Raw genomic sequence first — 18,279 nt, 5'->3', positions numbered from 1 at the left:
CAAATGATATACCTTCCACAAGAATTTGATATGAAATTTTGTAATAGTTTTTTAGTAAATATTTAGGGTAAGGAGTTCTATGTGTGGTATTACCGCTTTGATTGGTAGTGAAATAGAAGAGGATATATTTCTACAGGCTTTTTCCATTGTTAAACGTAGAGGGCCTGAATATTCTGACTACAAAAGGACATCAATAGGTTTTTTTGGGCATGCTCAGCTTGCTTTTGTGCAAGAAGGCAAGAATAAGCAGCCGCTATTTGAAGAAGATAGTTATATAATCTGGAATGGGGAGATTTATAACTGGCAGTCATTAAATGAAATATATAAGCTATGTGCTATTAATGATACACAGTTATTAATGCGAGGGTTTATTAATTACGGTGAAAAATTTCTTAGTGAAATAGAAGGGCAGTTTGCTTTTATTTTAGTAAAAAATAATACTTTATATATTGGTAGAGATAGGTGGGGTATATCACCACTTGTATACGCATACAATAGTGAAAATGACCTTATAATCACAAGTACTGTTGAGTCAGCGGCCTGTATCAGACCTACCAAGGTATATACCGTTATGCCTGGTAGTGTTGGTAAATACAGTAATAGATCTTTTCATTTCTCAGAATGGTTTAATTTATCAAAAAAAAGAAAAAAATCAAGAAAATTTATAGCACCTGAATGCATAATGGAAAAAGTTAAAAAGCAGGTAGAAATTCGTATTCCAGACAAACCTGAGGTGCTTTTTACAACGATAGGTGGAATAGATAGTCAAACGGTAACAGCTTGTGTTGCTACTGCAACCCAGGGTAAATTTGGTGGTGCGATTACAGTTGTACCTTGGTCGGAGCAAGATCCAAAAAACATAACATTAGGTGATTATAATGAAGCTAATGCAACTGTACAGTTGTTAAAGCAAAAAGGACTACTTATACGTCACTACGTTATTCAATTAACTCCAGAGTATATAATTAACTCATCAAGTGGTGTTGCTCCTCTTGACCGCGTTTTAAAAGCTTTAGGCCCAAACTTAATGAATGTTTGCTGTGGCTTAGCGGAAGACTGTGTCGCGCAATGTGTAAAAGAGCAAGGTGGTAAAGCTATTATGACAGCAGGTGGTCCCGATGAAGCTGGAGCCAGTTATAAACCATGGCCTTTTTATTTTCAGCAAAGAGGATTTGACCTTAATGATATGTTTTATCATCTGGCGATGCAATTCCCTTATGGAGAAGGGGTTAGGCCAGGCTTGGTATTTGGAGAGCACGGACTAGAAAACAGAACACCCCTTGTCCATTTAATAGAAGACTTTTTATCAATACCTATGAGTGAAAAACTCAAAATTTACAATTGGCATAATATGCAATCACCAGCACATATTGAAGTTCATGATAAAATAGCTTGGCGAAATAGTATACGATCTATTTTACCTGATTACTCATTAAAAAAACAAAAGAATTCAGTTGCAATGTCTACTGGAGCATTAGATGCCTTATACTACATTACAATAAATGATAATAAGTATAAAAAAGAGAGAATTGAATTTTTTGAGAGTGTGCTTAAAGAAAAAATTTCAAATTTTTTGAACGACTTGAAAGTTAGTTTATATTACAAATTTTATGAAGTGGAAATGTATTTGCTTTGGTATTATCGAGTCTGCCTTTTAGGAACACATTTTTTAGAGAAAGACCAAAGTATTTTTTCTCATCTTGATAATTATATAGAAAATCGGAAAAATTGGCCTTTGTGCTACGACTATACAATTCCTAATCGTGTATGATTAAAATTATAAGTTGATACTCTTTTTTGCTGGTATTATTACTACTTTTATTATGTCTAGATATGAATCCTAATGAAGATGTCAGTATTTAAAGTAAAAGATGATTTGGTTGATTTTGAAAACCTATTAGGTATTTGTTATCAATTGACGGTTGATTTTTGGCATGAAATAGATAGTCGCCCACCTTTAGTTTCTTTAAAACATATACCTACAAATTTCGGTAGACTGCCTGACCATGGTATTGGCAGTGCTGAAATGCTGTCGTTGTGGCAACAGTCAATACTGCCGTTTTTTTCTACTCGATTGAGCCCACGATATTTACCCTATGTTGCCGCAGGTATCACACCAGCTGCATTAATTGGACATTTACTAGCTACAAGCACTGGACAAATGCCGGTATCCAGTCCAGCAATGAAATTACCTTCAATTATTACGAAGCGTACAATGGATTGGTTACTAGATCTGTTTGATCTTCCTTTTATGCAAGGCACTTTTGTTGCAGGTACCTCAATAGGACATATCCTTGCGTTGATTAATGTTCGTGAATGGTTTGGAGAAAAAATAGGTATTAATGTGAGTGAAGATGGTATTCAGGATTTACCGAAAATACAGATATTTTCAGCAAAACCTCATATTAGCTTAATCAAAGCTTTAGGAGTGACTGGATTTGGTAGAAACTCGCTTATATGTGTTGATCATCTTCCTGGGCGAGAGGCAATAAATCCTGATAGTCTGGAAAAACTGTTAAAAAAAGCATCATCGCCTTTCTGTATAGTTGTGGCTTCGTCTGGTACTGTCACAACAGGTGATTTTGATGATTTATTAATCCTCAGAGATATTTGCTTTCGTCATGGCGCATGGTTACATGTTGATGCTGCCTTTGGTATTTGTACACGTCTTGTAGAAGAAAAAAAACACTTAATACGTGGACTGGAAGAGGTTGATTCACTTGCTGCTGATGCACATAAATGGCTTAACGTACCACTGGATTGTGGTTTTTATATGACAAGGCATATGGCTCTACTTGAGCGAGCTAATCATTGCAATGATTCATACTTAAATTTTACGGAAGAAGAGTCATCTGAGTCACATCGTGGGATACAGCTGTCACAAGCATTCAGGGCATTACCGATATTTGCAACATTACAGGCATATGGCAAGTCAGGTATTACTGAGTGGGTTGCAAGAAATTGTGAGTGTGCAAAAAAACTTGGCTCATGGATTGACCAATCTATAAATTATGCTCTGCTGTCGCCAGTATATAAGAATATTGTTTTTTTCGCACCTATTATCCCTAGTAATTTTGATCAAAAGCAGCGCACTCTAGAAGTTTTACAACATATTAACAGTAGTGAAAAAGTGTTTCTCTCACAAGGCGAGATGGAAGGTATATACGGTATACGTGCTGCTTTTTGCAATTGGCGTACGGAAAGTAAAGATGTTGACATTATAATTGAGGTACTTGAAACGGTTTCGGCAATGTATTAAAGCGTGGTTGTGAGTAATAGGTGATTTTTACCATATCATATACGAGCTGTTGTAAGTATTTTTAGAGGAGTCAAATAAATAAAAACAAGGAGAAAGCGATGCATTTATTCCGTAAGCAACTATTTCATAAGCAGCTATTTCATAAGTACCTATTCCATAAGCGCCTATTCAGAAGACCATTTCAACAGTTGTCTAAGTTGGTCATCACTTTATTGGTCGGTTTCCTTCTAGGGGGAGTTGCCAGTAGTGCTTTATCAGCCAATAAAGTGATTAAAGAGGAAGCTCGCCGGGTTATCTTTGTCGGTAATAACTGGGAGGGGATGATTGATGTTATCGATGCTAAAACATACGCCAAACTAGGGCGTATCAATGGTGTTCCTGATAAAAGGGAGCGAATGAGAGAGATTATTTTTAACCCAATCAAACTGTTGGCTTTCCAGGCAATCCGACATTTTATTGGTGAAGGTCATGACCAGCTTGTGGACGACATGTATAGTACAAGGGATGGGCGTCTGTTAATTGTGTCCCGGCCCAGTTTTGCCGATGTAGTTGGCATTGATATCGCTACCAATGAAATAGTCTGGCGCTTTCCTGTTAAAGGTATTCGTTCAGACCATATGGCATTATCTCCGGATGGCACTCAGGTGGCTGTTTCTGCTTCAACGGGTAAAGTGGTTCATATCCTGGATGTGGAAACCGGTGAAGAATTAGGGCAGTTTCCAAGTGGTGACTCACCCCATGAGAATGTTTACTCCAAAGATGGCAGTAAAATATATCACGCCAGTATTGGTATGGTATTTACACCTCTGGATGAGTATTTTCTGGACTTTACTAAGGGTAAACGCACATTTCAGGTTGTTGATACCAAGTCGCTAAAAATTATTAAGCAATTCAATATGGCGGATAAGTTAAAACAGGCAGGCTTGCATGGTCTGAGCCCAGCCATCCGCCCGATGGCTCATTCACCTGATGAGCGATTTTTTTATTTTCAATTATCATTTCTTCACGGTTTCGTTGAATATGATATGCAGCAAGACAAAATAACCCGGTTGGTACAGTTACCTAACCTGGTGCCTGCTATGCCCATCAATCAGTATGTTAATGACTCGGCCCATCATGGTATTGCGATGAACAGTGCGGGTGACACTTTATGTGTGGCGGGTACCATGGATGATTATGTCGCACTGGTGAACCGTAATACGTATGAATATCAACTGCTTACTGGTCTGGGAAAAAAGCCTTATTGGGTTACCAGTGATCAGGCTGGGGAAAATTGCTATATTTCCTGGAGTGAGACTGATCAGATGTCTGTTATCAATTACAAAACAGGAGAGGAAGTTGTTCGTATTGATGTGGGGGATCACCCGCAACGAATTCGCGAAGGTTATGTGCCAATAGATTGGACGGTACTATTTTTGTAACTAAAGCGAAACCCATTTTTAAAGGAATATAATCAAAGGATTGAACTGCTTATGACCATAACGGTTGGGCTAACCCACCACACAGAATATCAATACGACAAAGCTGTGAGTATGTCTCCCCATGTTTTTCGGCTGCGTCCGGCACCTCATAGTCGCACCCCGATTAAAAGCTATTCTTTGAAAATATTTCCTGAAAAACACTTTATTAATTGGCAGCAGGATCCGTTTGGTAATTATTTGGCTCGGGTGGTATTTCTAGAACAAACTCGTCAATTCTGGTTTACCGTCGACCTGGTTGCTGACATGACGGTAATTAACCCGTTTGATTTTTTTCTAGAATCTTATGCAGACAATTTTCCCTTTGATTATGAACGACAGCTTAAGCATGACCTGTTGCCCTATCTGAAAACAGAACCCGCTTCTAAGGCATTTCAAACCTTGATTGACTCTGTAAAACCAAAGGAAGAACTGGTTACAGTGGATTTTTTAGTGGCAGTCAACCAGGCCGTTTTTAAGTCCATTGGTTACAACATACGGCTAGAGCCGGGTATTCAATCAGTAGATGAAACCTTAAAGCGAAAAATCGGCTCATGCCGGGATTCTGCCTGGTTATTAGTTCATCTGTTTCGTCAAATGGGGTTAGCTGCTCGGTTTGTCTCTGGCTATTTAGTGCAGTTAACCGCCGATGAAAAGTCGTTAGATGGCCCCAGTGGTCCAGAGCAGGATTTTACTGATCTCCATGCCTGGGCTGAAGTGTATGTGCCAGGGGCTGGATGGATAGGACTGGACCCAACCTCAGGATTATTTGCTGGTGAAGGGCATATTCCTCTGGCTTGCACCCCTGAGCCAGCCTCTGCTGCGCCTGTAACGGGCAATATTGATGAGTGTGAAGCAGAGTTGAGCTTTCTTAATAAAGTCACTCGCATCCATGAAACACCACGGGTCACCAAACCTTACTCTGATCAGCAGTGGTTGGCTATTAACCAGCTGGGTGAAAAGGTTGATACACAATTAAGGGAGCTTGGGGTTGAGTTAACGATGGGAGGAGAGCCCACGTTCATTTCTATTGATGATATGGAAAGTCCCCAATGGAACACTGAAGCAGATGGCTTAGAAAAGCGGCAACTGGCGCATAACTTGTTTATGCGGTTGGAGCAAACCTTTGCTAAGGGGAGCTTGCGTCATTATGGACAGGGTAAATGGTATCCTGGTGAGCCGCTGCCCCGTTGGCAATATGCTTGTTATTGGCGCAAAGATGGAAGGGCTATTTGGCATAACCCTAAGCTACAGGCAGATCTTAACCAGCCAGGTGACTGCACAGAAGCGAGTGCCCGATCATTTGCGAAACAGCTGATCAGCCAGTTGGGTTTAACTGAAAAGGCGTTAGTAACGGCTTATGAAGATGTGTTGTATCACCTGTGGCAAGAAGGCAGCTTGCCAGAAACCGTTTCACCCAAACAGCCGGAATTGCTCCAGGCAATGACCCGTAAAGGGTTTTTGCAAAAAATGGAGCGGGGCTTAGATAAGCCCGCAGGCTATGTGCTTCCCTTGCAGTGGGATTATCAGTTTGATGGCTGGCAGAGTTGTGTGTGGCATTTTAAGCGGGGCTACTGCTTTTTGTTGCCGGGGGATTCCCCTATAGGTTATCGGCTTCCCTTGCAAAGCTTGGGGGATGCCGACTTGGTTGAAGACAGAGACCCGGTTGATATCCCGATAGGGTTCGATGAGATCACCAAGCAGCAGCAAGGTTATGTAGGTGAGCAACTGATAAAAACAGCGCTCAGTGTCGAAGCGCGTGATGGCAAGCTGTATGTTTTTATGCCACCCCTCAGTTATTCCGAGCATTACTTACAGCTGATACAAGCCGTGGAGTGCACAGCAGAAGTGTGTCAGCAACCAGTTTTACTGGAAGGCTACCCACCGCCATCCGATAGCCGCCTAGAAAAATTTGCAGTCACACCAGACCCGGGTGTTATTGAAGTAAATATTCACCCATCATGCAGCTGGCAACAACTGAGTGATAACACCCAAACCTTATATGCCCTGGCCAAACAGTCCCGCCTGGGTACAGATAAGTTTATGTTGGATGGTCGCCATACCGGCACGGGCGGAGGGAACCATGTCACCCTGGGTGGACCAACCCCAATGCAAAGCCCATTTTTACGCCGGCCTGATGTACTGCGCAGTTTTATTACTTATTGGCAACATCATCCTGGTCTTTCCTATTTGTTTTCCAGCCTGTTTATTGGCCCGACCAGCCAGGCACCCCGAGTGGATGAAGCCCGTGATGAGCTGCTGTATGAGCTGGAAATTGCTTTTTCCCATATGCCAGAAGGGGAGGTACCTACTCCCTGGCTGGTAGATCGCTTATTACGTCATTTACTGGTAGACCTCACGGGCAACACTCACCGCACTGAGTTTTGTATCGATAAGTTGTATTCACCCGATTCAGCTTCGGGGCGGCTGGGTTTGGTTGAGTTTCGTGGTTTTGAAATGCCGCCTCACCCTAGAATGAGCTTGATGCAGATGTTGCTATTGAGAACACTGCTGGCTTGGTTTTGGACTAAGCCTTACCATAAACCATTGGTTCGCTGGGGGACTGAACTGCATGACAAGTTTTTACTGCCCCACTTTGTTAAGCAGGATATGGAAGAAATCTGCCAGGATTTGCAGCAAGCGGGTTATAGCATTCAGCTTGAATGGCTTGCGCCATTTTTTGAGTTTCGGTTTCCGTTGTGTGGCTCCAGAGAGATTGATCATATTCACCTTGAGCTAAGAACTGCTATCGAGCCCTGGCATGTGCTGGGAGAAGAGGCTACCTCACAAGGTACCGCCCGGTTTGTTGATTCGTCACTGGAGCGTGTGCAGTTGCGGGTCACCAACATCCCTAAAGATCGTTACATTATTGCCTGTAATGGGCGTCGAGTGCCTTTGCATCGTACTCCAACCAAGGGTGAGGCTGTGGCAGGTATTCGCTACAAAGCCTGGCAACCCGCTTCGGGTTTGCATCCTACTATTGGGGTACATGCGCCGCTGGTGTTTGATGTGTTTGATAGTTGGTCTGGGCGATCAGTAGGGGGCTTTACCTACCATGTTTCTCACCCAGGTGGCCGTTTTTTCGGGGTGTTTCCAGTCAATGCCTTTGAGGCCGAAGGGCGACGCATTGCTCGATTTTGGAATCATGGCCATACTCCTCCTTATGTTCCACCAAAAGAACGGCAGCAAGATCAGTCATCATCGATAGCTGGCAAAATTACACGTCAGTTGAGCCCTCACCCTGCAAGAGTCGATTTTGTGTTACCCAAGGAAGAGCCGACAAATGCTGACTACCCCAATACTTTAGACTTACGACGATCTCTCAACCGATAAGGCAGGCAGAATAGTGGATATAACCCAGGGGGTGTTGGACCCAACGAGCTTGCCGGAGTGGATATCGCAATACCTGGCCCAGCATCCTGGCAAGGATGCGGCTGCTTTTCATTATCTACAGCATCTTAGTAGTGGAGATATTAATCATCGCGCCACTGAAATTAAGCGCCTGCTGCTTAATAGTGGCTTTGTTAATAGTGGTGGCAAACGATCATGGCAGCTGGACCCTTTGCCCTGGCTAGTGCCGGAAGCTGAGTGGCAGCAGCTGGAGCAAGGGGTGATTCAGCGGGTTCGTTTGCTTGATGCTATTCTTTGTGACTTGCAAGGGGCCAGAGGGCTGCTAACCCAACGGCTGATTGCAGCGGAGCAATTGTTTGCTCATTCAGAGTATTTGCGTGAACGTTATAGCTTACCGATCAGTGAGACTGGGTTGTTTTTAGTGGCTATGGATGTTGGCCGAGATTATAACGGCCAGTTTTATCTGCTCAATGACTATTGCCAAGTGCCTGAAGGACTTGGGGTGCTATTGGAGCACCGGATTATTGCCCGGCGGATTATGAGTGAAGAGTTTGCCGAGTGCCAGGTCGAGCGTATCGCGGATTTTTTCCATTATCTACAACAGGCCATTAGCCAATCGACACTGACGCTTAAGGACCCACGGGTAGTCATTCTCACCAGTGGCCCAGATGACCCTTACTATTCTGAGCATGCTTTTTTAGCCACCTATCTTGGCTATACCTTGGTTCGCAGTGCTGACCTGACAGTACGTAAAGGCAAAGTCTGGTTAAAGTCACTGGATGGCCTGAAAAAGGTGAATGTGATTCTGCGCTGGATAGATGATCGCTTTCTGGACACGCTAGAGCAGGCGGATTTTTCGCAAAAGGGAATTCCAGGCTTACTTCAAGCCGTACGCTCGCAAACGGTAAAGTTGCTTAATCCGTTTGGTAATGGCTTATTAATGATGCCGACCATTAGAACCCATGCTGCCCAGATTGCTCAGTATTTGTTAGGCGAGCAACTGCTGTTAGCCGAGCCTGAAACAGTACCTGCCATGGCATTAGCAGAGGCCGACTGGCCAAGCTATGAGTTATGCAGTTATTGGGGCGCTACGAACAAGCTGGATGGGGCGTTGGAGTCAGATGAAATCCGATCGCTAATTAATGCCATCCCTGAGCAGGTGTTTTTTCAACGTAAAATTAACCTGACTGAAGCGCCTTTTTGGCAGCATAAGCAATTACAGGCAAAACCTATGTTTTTACGTTGTTTTGCGTTGGTGCATAAAGGTGAAATCAGTGTGTTGCCTTCAGCATTGTGTATGTCTCACTCGATGGATAACAATATCCTAATCAAAGACACCTGGGTACAAACCCAGTCTCCTACCGAGTTGGCACCAGTGCTACCCAAATCATTGCGTAAAACGTCAGATCTGGCGTTGGTAGAAGGGCTTATCCCCAGCCGTACCGCTGAAAACCTGTTTTGGTTGGGTAGTTATCTTGAGCGTTGTGAAGATGTTTGTCGGCTATTAAGGCTGTTTATTGATTTATTTACCGAGCTGGCTATTTACCCAGATGTTAAAAGCCGAATAGCCATTGCTCGAATTAAAGCGGCTATTGAGCAGCAATTATTACTTTATCCCTATAAAAGTGAGCCTTTGCTGGAAACGGATACTTCCACTTCTGCCTGTAAGCAGTTAGCTCACCAATGTATTTATAGCCTTGAAATCGCTGGTAGTGTGCACAGCACCCTTAGTGCCTTGCTGGGCTCTACCATGCAGGTTAGAGAGTTGCTGTCTTATGACAGTCTGCGAATTGTCGAGAGCTTGGAGGTAGAAGCTCGACGCCTGAAAAAAGAAGCCTCGTTCGTGGCTACTCATATGCTTCAATCGATGCTGGATCGTGTCATTGGTTTGCTGATGGCATTTAATGGCTCTGTAGTAGACAGTATTTCTAACAGCAATGGCTGGTTTGTATTGGATATTGGACGGCGCTTGGAGCGCAGTACGCAGTTAGCCAGTATGGTAGCAGCACTGTTGTGTGATGAGTTGCCAGAGGCTCAACAGCAAAGTTTGTTAGAAGCTGTTTTAGTTGTCCAGGTGAGCTCAATTACTCATCGGCGGCGTTATCGGATGTATCAGGGGGTGGATACAGGTATTGAGCTGTTGTTGTTAGATGCTGAATATCCCAGATCGCTAGCATTTCAAGTAAAAAAGCTGACTTCATTATGTAAATGGCTGCCAAGTAAAAGTAAAGCTGGGTTTATGAGTATTACTGAAAAAGCGTTACTGAGGCTGTTTGCAGATTGCAATTTAATTGATAGGCATCAGCTTTGTCGAGTGGAAGACGGAAGTCGTTTGCAATTACAGCAGCTAATGGAATTGGCTAAACAACACCTGGAGGCTTTTAAAGAAATACTCCAAGTGCAGTATTTTTCTCACACTAAAACGGCTCATAAACTTAATTGGTCAACTGATCCTGTGGGGCAGCTATGAAATATCAGATTAAGCATGTCACCACTTATCAGTACAACGAGAAGGTCAGCCTTAGTCAAAACCATGCTCGACTAACCCCGCAAACTAATCAATACCAGCGTTGTTTGAGTCATCAGTTGGAAATTATGCCTAATGCTGATTATTTAGTGTATTTTCAGGATTATTTTAATAACCAAGTATCAGTGTTTGAGGTGCCCACCATGCATGAGCAAATGGTGGTAACGGCCAGTAGTGAAGTAGAGATTTTACCCCTGCCCCAGACACTGGCTGACCCCCAAGTAACCTGGGAGCAAACACGAGACCAGCTTCAGCAGCCTGTTAATTTGGCTAGCTTACAAGCGGCTGAGTTTTGCTTACCTACCTTTGCTACCCAACCCAATGCAGAGTTAAGGAATTATGCTTTTCAGTCGTTTGTTCCTGGGCGGTCAATTGTGGCTGGCTGTGAAGATTTAATGGCCCGTATTTTTAATGAGTTTACCTTTGACCCCGAGTTTTCCACGACAAATACGCCAGTCAGTGAGGTATTTGAGCATAAGCGGGGTGTCTGTCAGGACTTTGCCCACCTGGCCCTGAGTTGTTTGCGCAGCCTTGGCTTAGCGGCCCGTTATGTCAGTGGCTATATTGAAACCCTGCCACCGCCAGGCCAAGAAAAATTGGAAGGTGCCGATGCCACCCATGCCTGGATTGCATTGTATGTGCCCGACTGGGGCTGGCTAGACTTCGATCCCACCAATAATCTGCAACCCACCGAGCAACATGTCACCCTGGCAATTGGCCGGGATTTTTGGGATGTAACACCGCTAAAAGGCATTATGTTCGGGGGTGGCAGCCATCAATTGCAAGTCGCTGTGGATATGAAAAGGGTGGTGGATTAGCCTTTAGCCCTTTCTAAAATATCTTGAGCCAAAGTTTTTTCCAAAACTATTGCAGGTAAGCTCGTAGTTAAGTTCCTTCTACCCCTTGGGGGAGAAGGTTAGGATGAGGGGGAGGAGTCTGCTAAGACTCATGTGAAGTACAAGGGAGTTGCTAATAAATCCAGTGTTTGATATGGAGTAACAGACTATTCTTCCGCCACTCTTGAAAGGCCGTCCTTGGCCTATCAAGAACTAAAAATACATCCTGTTTTAGCTCTAGAACACCCTGTTACTCCATATCCATTAGCATTGTGGCTGGCTGATAGCTTTATTTTGATGGTGAGTGCTTATTAATTTGAGGCAAACTATTATCTGAGCAGCAATTTTATCAACAATTAAAAAGATCAAATATTCAGGCTAACTGGATGGATTCAGATACAGCTTACAAACATGCACATCAGTTTGATTTGAATAGACCAGTTTATTACAGACAATTAGCACTAATCTTAATTATATCCATATTAATTGGCTTGGTTGTTTATACTTTGTTAATGATTTTTGTTCAAATAGTACAACAAGTTGTTCCTAGAAGAAGTAAAGAGAGTAATAAAGTGGTATTATTGACAAAGATACGCCTATCATAAAATTGTCATATATCTGAAAAATAAACTTTGCAAAAACTATTCATATCGCTCATATATAAGACAATTATATAGTAATTCCTTAGTTTTAACTCTGTACTTTTCTGATGAAAACCCGCTAAATCACTGCTATTAATTAACAGTCAAGAGTTTAACTTTAACGACGAGGGAATGTTAATGTCAATAGACTGGCAAATGTATCAAAGCAGTGGTTTTTTTGATGAATTGATTGATGATAATGGTCGGCCTCGCCAGTCTGGTCAAGCTCTGGTTCGGTTTTTATCAGATTTATCTACCAAGGAAATGGAAGCTGCCCGGGCTGCTGCAGAACTTGCGGTGAAGGAGATGGGGATTACTTTTACCGTTTATGGCGAGGGGAGCTCTATTGATCGAGCCTGGCCTATTGATATTATCCCTCGGATTATCAGTAATGATGAGTGGCAACAAGTAGAGGCAGGTTTAGTTCAGCGAGTGCAAGCCTTAAACCTGTTCATTGATGATCTGTACCATGAACAGCATATCATTAAAGATGGTGTATTTCCCCGTGAGCTAATTAATAAATCAGTTAACTTTCGTCCGCAATGTGTAGGTATCAGTCCGCCAAAGGGCGTTTGGGCGCATATTTGTGGTACTGATTTGGTTAGGAATAACGATGGTACTTTTTACGTGCTGGAAGATAACCTGCGTGTGCCTTCTGGAGTTTCATATATGATAGAAAACCGCTCGGTAATGAAGCGGGTGTTTCCTGATCTATTTGAGCAAATCTCAGTATTACCGGTTAGTGACTATCCCTCTCAGTTATTTGATATGTTGACGGCAATGTCTCCTCGTCCTCTTGATACCCCTGAAGTCGTAGTGTTAACCCCTGGTATTTATAACTCCGCTTATTTTGAACACTGTTATTTAGCCCAGGAAATGGGTTGTGAGTTGGTTGAAGGTAGGGACTTGGTGGTTAATGACGATGATTGCGTTTATATGAAAACGGTTTCTGGTTTATTGCGGGTGGATGTCATTTATCGACGAATTGATGATCTGTTTTTAGATCCAGAAGCATTTAATCCGGATTCTCAGCTTGGTGTACCTGGTTTGTTAAGGGCTTGGAGAGAAGGCAATGTAGCCCTGGTAAATGCACCTGGTGCTGGCGTTGCTGATGATAAAGTTGTTTACACGTATGTGCCGGATATTATTCAGTATTATTTAAGCGAACCTGCAATTTTACCCAATGTGCAGTCTTATCGTTGTAATGAATCTGATGATTTTAATTATGTCGTTGAAAACATACATCAGTTGGTGGTGAAACCTGCTAATGAATCAGGGGGGTATGGATTATTGATTGGCCCGAAGTCTACTCGTGAAGAACAGTTACAATGCATCGAGCGAATTAAAGCTGACCCACGAAATTTTATTGCTCAGCCAACCCTGAATTTATCAACGGTACCTACTTTAGATAAAGAGCAAGTAGAAGGGCGTCATGTAGACTTAAGACCTTTTATTTTATCTGCTGGTGAGCAAACTTATGTGACAACGGGTGGATTAACCCGGGTGGCATTAGTGAAAGGTTCTTTGGTGGTGAACTCTTCCCAGGGTGGGGGTAGCAAAGATACCTGGATTGTTGAAGAGGAGGGGCTGTAAATGTTGTCACGAGTAGCAGAAACTTTATATTGGATGGCCCGTTATGTTGAGCGAGCAGAAAACATTGCCCGTTTAGTAAATGTTAATAATTTGTTATTGATGGATTTACCTAAAGGGGTATCGCCAGGTTGGGAGCCATTGATAGATATTATTGGCACCCGTGAGCTATTTCGCGATCTGTATGATGATTTTTCCGAAAATAGTGTACTTGAATATTTAATTATTGAAAAGAATAATCCGTCGTCTATTCTCAGCGCATTATTAAATGCACGGGATAATACCAGGACAGTAAGAGAAGTAATCCCACGGCAGGTGTGGGAGGCAATTAATAGCAGTTATTATTTTGTTAAAGAAAATGCGCAAGGAGCGTTAAGCAAACGTGGTCGTTTTTTCTTTATGAAGCATGTCGTTGAGTCTGCCCATTTAATTTTTGGGGCGCTGGATGCCACTTTAAATCATAATTTGGGTTATACCTTTATTCGTTTTGGTTCGTTGCTGGAACGAGCGGATATGACTTCTCGAATAATTGATGTGCGTTCTGCAAGATTAATTCATAATCAAACATCTCGTCCTTTTGAAAACATTCAATGGATGAGTGTGTTGCGCTCCTTAAGTGCTTATCAAATGTATCGTCAACAAATGGGAGTAAGAGTCAGGCCCCGTGAAGTGCTCCAATTTATGTTGCAGGATAATATGTTCCCTCGCTCGGTATTATTTTGTTTAAACACCTTGCGCAGGTTAACAGAGGATATGCCCAATAATGTTGATATGGTGGATAGAATAGAACATAGTATTAATGAGTTACGCGCCCAGAATGCAGCCAAGCTAAAAGACACGAATATACTACATCTTTATATCGATGAATTACAGATTGACCTGGCGGATATTCATCAGCAGCTTTCAGAACAGTATTTTTTGCATTGACTAAAGAATACGGCAATATAATTATTGCTTTATTGACAATCGGGGTGCTTATTACGCTGATTGTCATGCTGCTTTTTTATAGAGCTAAGCAAGAAACAGCTGAAATTATCTTAACTCGTCAATCTTATCAATGTGAAAATAATAACTGTCGAATTAAATATAATATATTAAGTCGAGCGCAATCAAAAAAACAGATTCTAATTATTATTTATATTTACACCATAATAAATGGTGATGCTATCGTTGTAGAAGAGCCTCAACGCAAATTAATCACTCCTCGAACATACAGCTTTCATTATTTTACATATTCATACCAAAAGAATAAGCCAAGAAAAATTGAAGTAAGGCTGGAAGAGGTAACTGATTTTGATTGATGCTTTATTGGCGGTGTATTTTTTTTTTTGTTTTTCGTGGTCTTTAATAAAAATGTTTGATAAATCTGTTTGCTGATGTGTTCTATGGTAAAAGCTATTGCTCTATATATTGTTTTTTTTGAGGGGGATATGAGTAGTCAAAGTAAAATGCTAATATTTGTTAGTGTTATAACTTATTATTCAAAGGTATTGTTAAGGAGCTTGATATAAATAAAGGTGTGATAAGGGGAATGGTTGAGTGGAGTTTGATCAAAATGTTTTGAGATAATAGGAGGTCGTTACTAGATATGAATACGCAATTAGTCGTATGAGAATATCTTAAATTCCAACACTCTCTATTTAGAGAGCTTACTAAGAAACCATATAGAGCCAAAATAATAATATTGAAAGAATTTATAATATTCAACAAAACAGTTGGTATTACACTAAGATAGTTAAAGTTAGAACTAACGAGCATTCACAACTAGGACTTTCTTACTGAGCAACATAGCTGAAAATATTCCAATATGCTCTTAGCGAATGATTTTTAGGGTTTGTTGTCGTCATTGGCTTCATTGCTTGGCTGTCACCCCTAAAAACCATTCGCTTTGACTATAGAACATTCTTGTTGTATGAATTTCATAAAACTGGCTATACTTCTTCATTTTATGATGATTTAGATGTTTGCTGGGGTTTATATGAGAGTAGTGAGTGGTATAAGTAGTATGGATGTGTCAACCTCTAACTCTACCCTACAAGGGCAGGTAAGCACTAACAATGGCCAGAAAGATAGTGATTACCAACAATATAACTCTCGAAATAATCGTATAAAATTACTAAATACTAAAGATAGTGCATTTGAGAGAGCGGTAAATAAAAATGGGTTACATGCTCAGGTTTACGAGTCAAAGAGCTTAAAAGAAAGGGTTATAGATTTCCAACAAAATATTTCAACTTTCACAATCAATGGATTACTTGTTACACCTGATGGTATTAGAGCAGTTTACCAAGAGGTCAATGAATGGATTAAACAGCTGGATACAAGCAAGTATGAAAATCATCACTTAAAAAATTATACTCATCCTTTATTTGTTAGTATGCCCCCTTATGATCATACTGGACAGAATACCGTTATAAACTCAAAAGCTCTTTATGAACAATTCCAACAAGATATTGTTAAACAACTCAATGAAGACACTTCTGGTATTACCCTTTTTTTCAAATTTCTTAGAGATGCCAATCGTGGCTATGTGGGTTTAAGACTAGAACGCTCAGGAACCACACTAAAAGCTGTACATTATGGCCCGGATGAAAAACCAGAGCTACGAACAACCAGTGAGCAAAGTACTGAACCTTTTCTTTCAGGGAAAATTCTACAATATTCTAATGAACAACTGATCAATTTTTTTAAGAAAGTATCTTACCTTAAAACTCTTGAAAAAATTGGGATTTATGCTAGCAGCTCTGATGATGAAATTGCTAAAATACTAAGTCGATTTGAGACTAAGGGGCGTTATGGAGACTATGGAGAAGAAGCAAATCGTCGCCTGTTAGCAAAAGAGCAGGAACTCTCTCAAGATGAAAAAATTCTAGTTACACATAAAGGAATTTCACTCAGCTATGATACTAAAACTGATGACATCCAGGCTCAAAAAGAAGAGAACTATTATTCAGAGAAATATAACATAAATAATTTTGACTCAAGTAAATTTGGTAAAGAGCATACAAAACACAACAGAGCCGAAATAGCTAATTTTTTTGAACGTATCAAGAATAGTGATGGTAAAATTCTGCTTTCTGGATATGCCATTGCAGGATTTGGTGATTTGGTTAACTTCCAGATGCTTTATCAAACTTTAGTGACTAAGTATCCAGAGCTTAAAGAGCGTATTGAAGCCTACGCACATTTTTACAGATACTCAATTCCGAATACTTTAATTGATAAACTACTGGATAAAAACATTAAAGTGGTTACACATAACAATGCTAATCGTCAGTGGGACCCTAACTATAGTTATAAATTAGTTCAAGAAGTTATCAAAGACAAACTAAATCCTATGTTTGAAATACAGTATAACGTTGGCTCAGTTTTTCACACAGTTGACAAAAACAATCTATTGAGGGTTGGCGAAATTGGCGGAATGGCAGGGGTAACCAAAGTTGATGATGCTTACTTCACTGGATTATCCCGTGGTGCAGTTGGCTTTGGTGTTCCAAATGCAAAATCATATGAAGTTGATCTAGGTGTACAACAATTAACACATGACCTTTATAAAATGATTAAGGGCCATTCAGCAGAAAATACAACAACTGAAGACCTGATAAAACAAAACTTCTGCCTGATGATGGCAAGAGAGAATTCTCAAGTAGTCAATCAAAGACCATTTTATGATTATGAGGATACTGGTAATACTAATGATTATACAAGCGTAGGTATTAACCTTAGTGTCGGCAAAAGAGTGTTAGCTCTAGTAATAAAGTCGATGATAACTCAATGTTCCAGTGAAAATGAACCAATTATTATTGCTACAGGCAAGATTGATTCTCTGAAAAAACAAGCGCAAGAGGTTGACTTAGAAATAATTGATAAAGGTAAGACGGCTAATAATTATACTCTTTACGAAGTAAATGCAGAAGGCTACAAAGGTTATATTGCTCAGGGATTTTTCGATAACAAGTTTGTAAATACTGTTATGAAGTTTTCGAGCACTCCTGTCGTTTTCTCTGGAGAGGGCTCAATGAATGAGGGTTTATCCTTTGGCTCAAAAGGTTTTATGATACCATTCTATGACTATCAAATAACAACATTGATAGAATCTTCCGGAATAAAAAACTATGAGTTTATTGAAGAAGGAGGTTTTACAGTTAATGACGACAACTTTGAAAGTAATAAAATAGTAAAACTACAAATTAATAACGCAAAAATTTCATTACTTGAGAAGTACGATTTATTAAAGTTGAAAGTAGGTATTCAGGATTCCCAATTATATTTGGTTACAAATAAAACCCAGAAAAAATTAACTTTAAAAAAACTGGATAAAACTGAGGTTGACTTTGAACTAACTCACTCTCCCTCACTAGTCAATAGCTTACAAAAAGCCTCCGGTACTATTTATAAACTAGAAGATTGGTCAAAGGAGTGGCTGAAAATTATTTATGATCGTAATATAAGTGATATTGACCTTAATAAACTTGGTCAACAAACAACGTCTCTTTTTGAGTATCGTAATAATACAGTAGGTAGCTGGTTTGAGCTGTTTTCTGGGATTGATTCCGCTACCTGAAGTAGCGGAACTCAATTTAGCAGATAGTTTATCTATCGAATTTAAAGTGACCCT

10 protein-coding genes are annotated in these 18,279 nt (G+C 40.8%); all 10 read left to right on the top strand.

Annotated elements, in window-relative coordinates; all coding sequences use genetic code 11:
• Window positions 1-79: 79 nt before the first annotated feature.
• The 10 genes from OQE68_RS08255 to OQE68_RS08210 all read left to right on the top strand — a co-directional run bounded on the left by OQE68_RS08255 (window position 80) and on the right by OQE68_RS08210 (window position 18,225).
• Window positions 80-1,771 (top strand): asparagine synthase (glutamine-hydrolyzing), encoded by a 1,692-nt coding sequence (locus OQE68_RS08255; protein WP_180569396.1) that lies wholly within the window; start codon window positions 80-82, stop codon window positions 1,769-1,771.
• Window positions 1,772-1,843: 72 nt separating this feature from the next.
• Window positions 1,844-3,259 carry a pyridoxal phosphate-dependent decarboxylase family protein gene (locus tag OQE68_RS08250; RefSeq protein WP_180569397.1) on the top strand — a complete coding sequence of 472 codons (1,416 nt, stop codon included), beginning with the start codon at window positions 1,844-1,846 and terminating at the stop codon, window positions 3,257-3,259.
• 98 nt (window positions 3,260-3,357) lie between these two features.
• Complete coding sequence (locus tag OQE68_RS08245) at window positions 3,358-4,680, top strand: YncE family protein (protein WP_219340079.1); 1,323 nt, start codon at window positions 3,358-3,360, stop codon at window positions 4,678-4,680.
• Between the two features lie 51 nt (window positions 4,681-4,731).
• Window positions 4,732-8,049 carry a transglutaminase family protein gene (locus OQE68_RS08240; RefSeq protein WP_180569398.1) on the top strand — a complete coding sequence of 1,106 codons (3,318 nt, stop codon included), beginning with the start codon at window positions 4,732-4,734 and terminating at the stop codon, window positions 8,047-8,049.
• A 13-nt stretch (window positions 8,050-8,062) separates the two neighbouring features.
• Window positions 8,063-10,537, top strand: a complete 2,475-nt coding sequence (locus OQE68_RS08235) for a circularly permuted type 2 ATP-grasp protein (RefSeq protein WP_180569399.1) — start codon at window positions 8,063-8,065, stop codon at window positions 10,535-10,537.
• Window positions 10,534-11,412 carry a transglutaminase family protein gene (locus OQE68_RS08230; protein WP_180569400.1) on the top strand — a complete coding sequence of 293 codons (879 nt, stop codon included), beginning with the start codon at window positions 10,534-10,536 and terminating at the stop codon, window positions 11,410-11,412. The genes OQE68_RS08235 and OQE68_RS08230 overlap by 4 nt, the downstream gene beginning before the upstream one ends.
• A 797-nt stretch (window positions 11,413-12,209) precedes the next feature.
• Window positions 12,210-13,664: a circularly permuted type 2 ATP-grasp protein gene (locus OQE68_RS08225; RefSeq protein ID WP_180569401.1), complete on the top strand. Its 1,455-nt coding sequence runs from the start codon at window positions 12,210-12,212 to the stop codon at window positions 13,662-13,664.
• On the top strand, window positions 13,665-14,588 hold the full coding sequence (locus OQE68_RS08220; RefSeq protein ID WP_180569402.1) for an alpha-E domain-containing protein: 924 nt from the start codon (window positions 13,665-13,667) through the stop codon (window positions 14,586-14,588).
• Window positions 14,585-14,962 carry a hypothetical protein gene (locus OQE68_RS08215; protein ID WP_180569403.1) on the top strand — a complete coding sequence of 126 codons (378 nt, stop codon included), beginning with the start codon at window positions 14,585-14,587 and terminating at the stop codon, window positions 14,960-14,962. Before OQE68_RS08220 ends, OQE68_RS08215 begins: the two co-directional genes overlap by 4 nt.
• 704 nt (window positions 14,963-15,666) lie before the next feature.
• Window positions 15,667-18,225 carry a hypothetical protein gene (locus OQE68_RS08210; protein WP_180569404.1) on the top strand — a complete coding sequence of 853 codons (2,559 nt, stop codon included), beginning with the start codon at window positions 15,667-15,669 and terminating at the stop codon, window positions 18,223-18,225.
• Window positions 18,226-18,279: the final 54 nt, after the last annotated feature.

Source organism: Spartinivicinus marinus, assembly GCF_026309355.1.
GTDB classification, from domain to species: Bacteria; Pseudomonadota; Gammaproteobacteria; order Pseudomonadales; family Zooshikellaceae; genus Spartinivicinus; species Spartinivicinus marinus.
The sequence above is the reverse complement of the archived record's forward strand: the minus strand, read 5'-3'. Positions and strand labels throughout refer to the sequence as shown.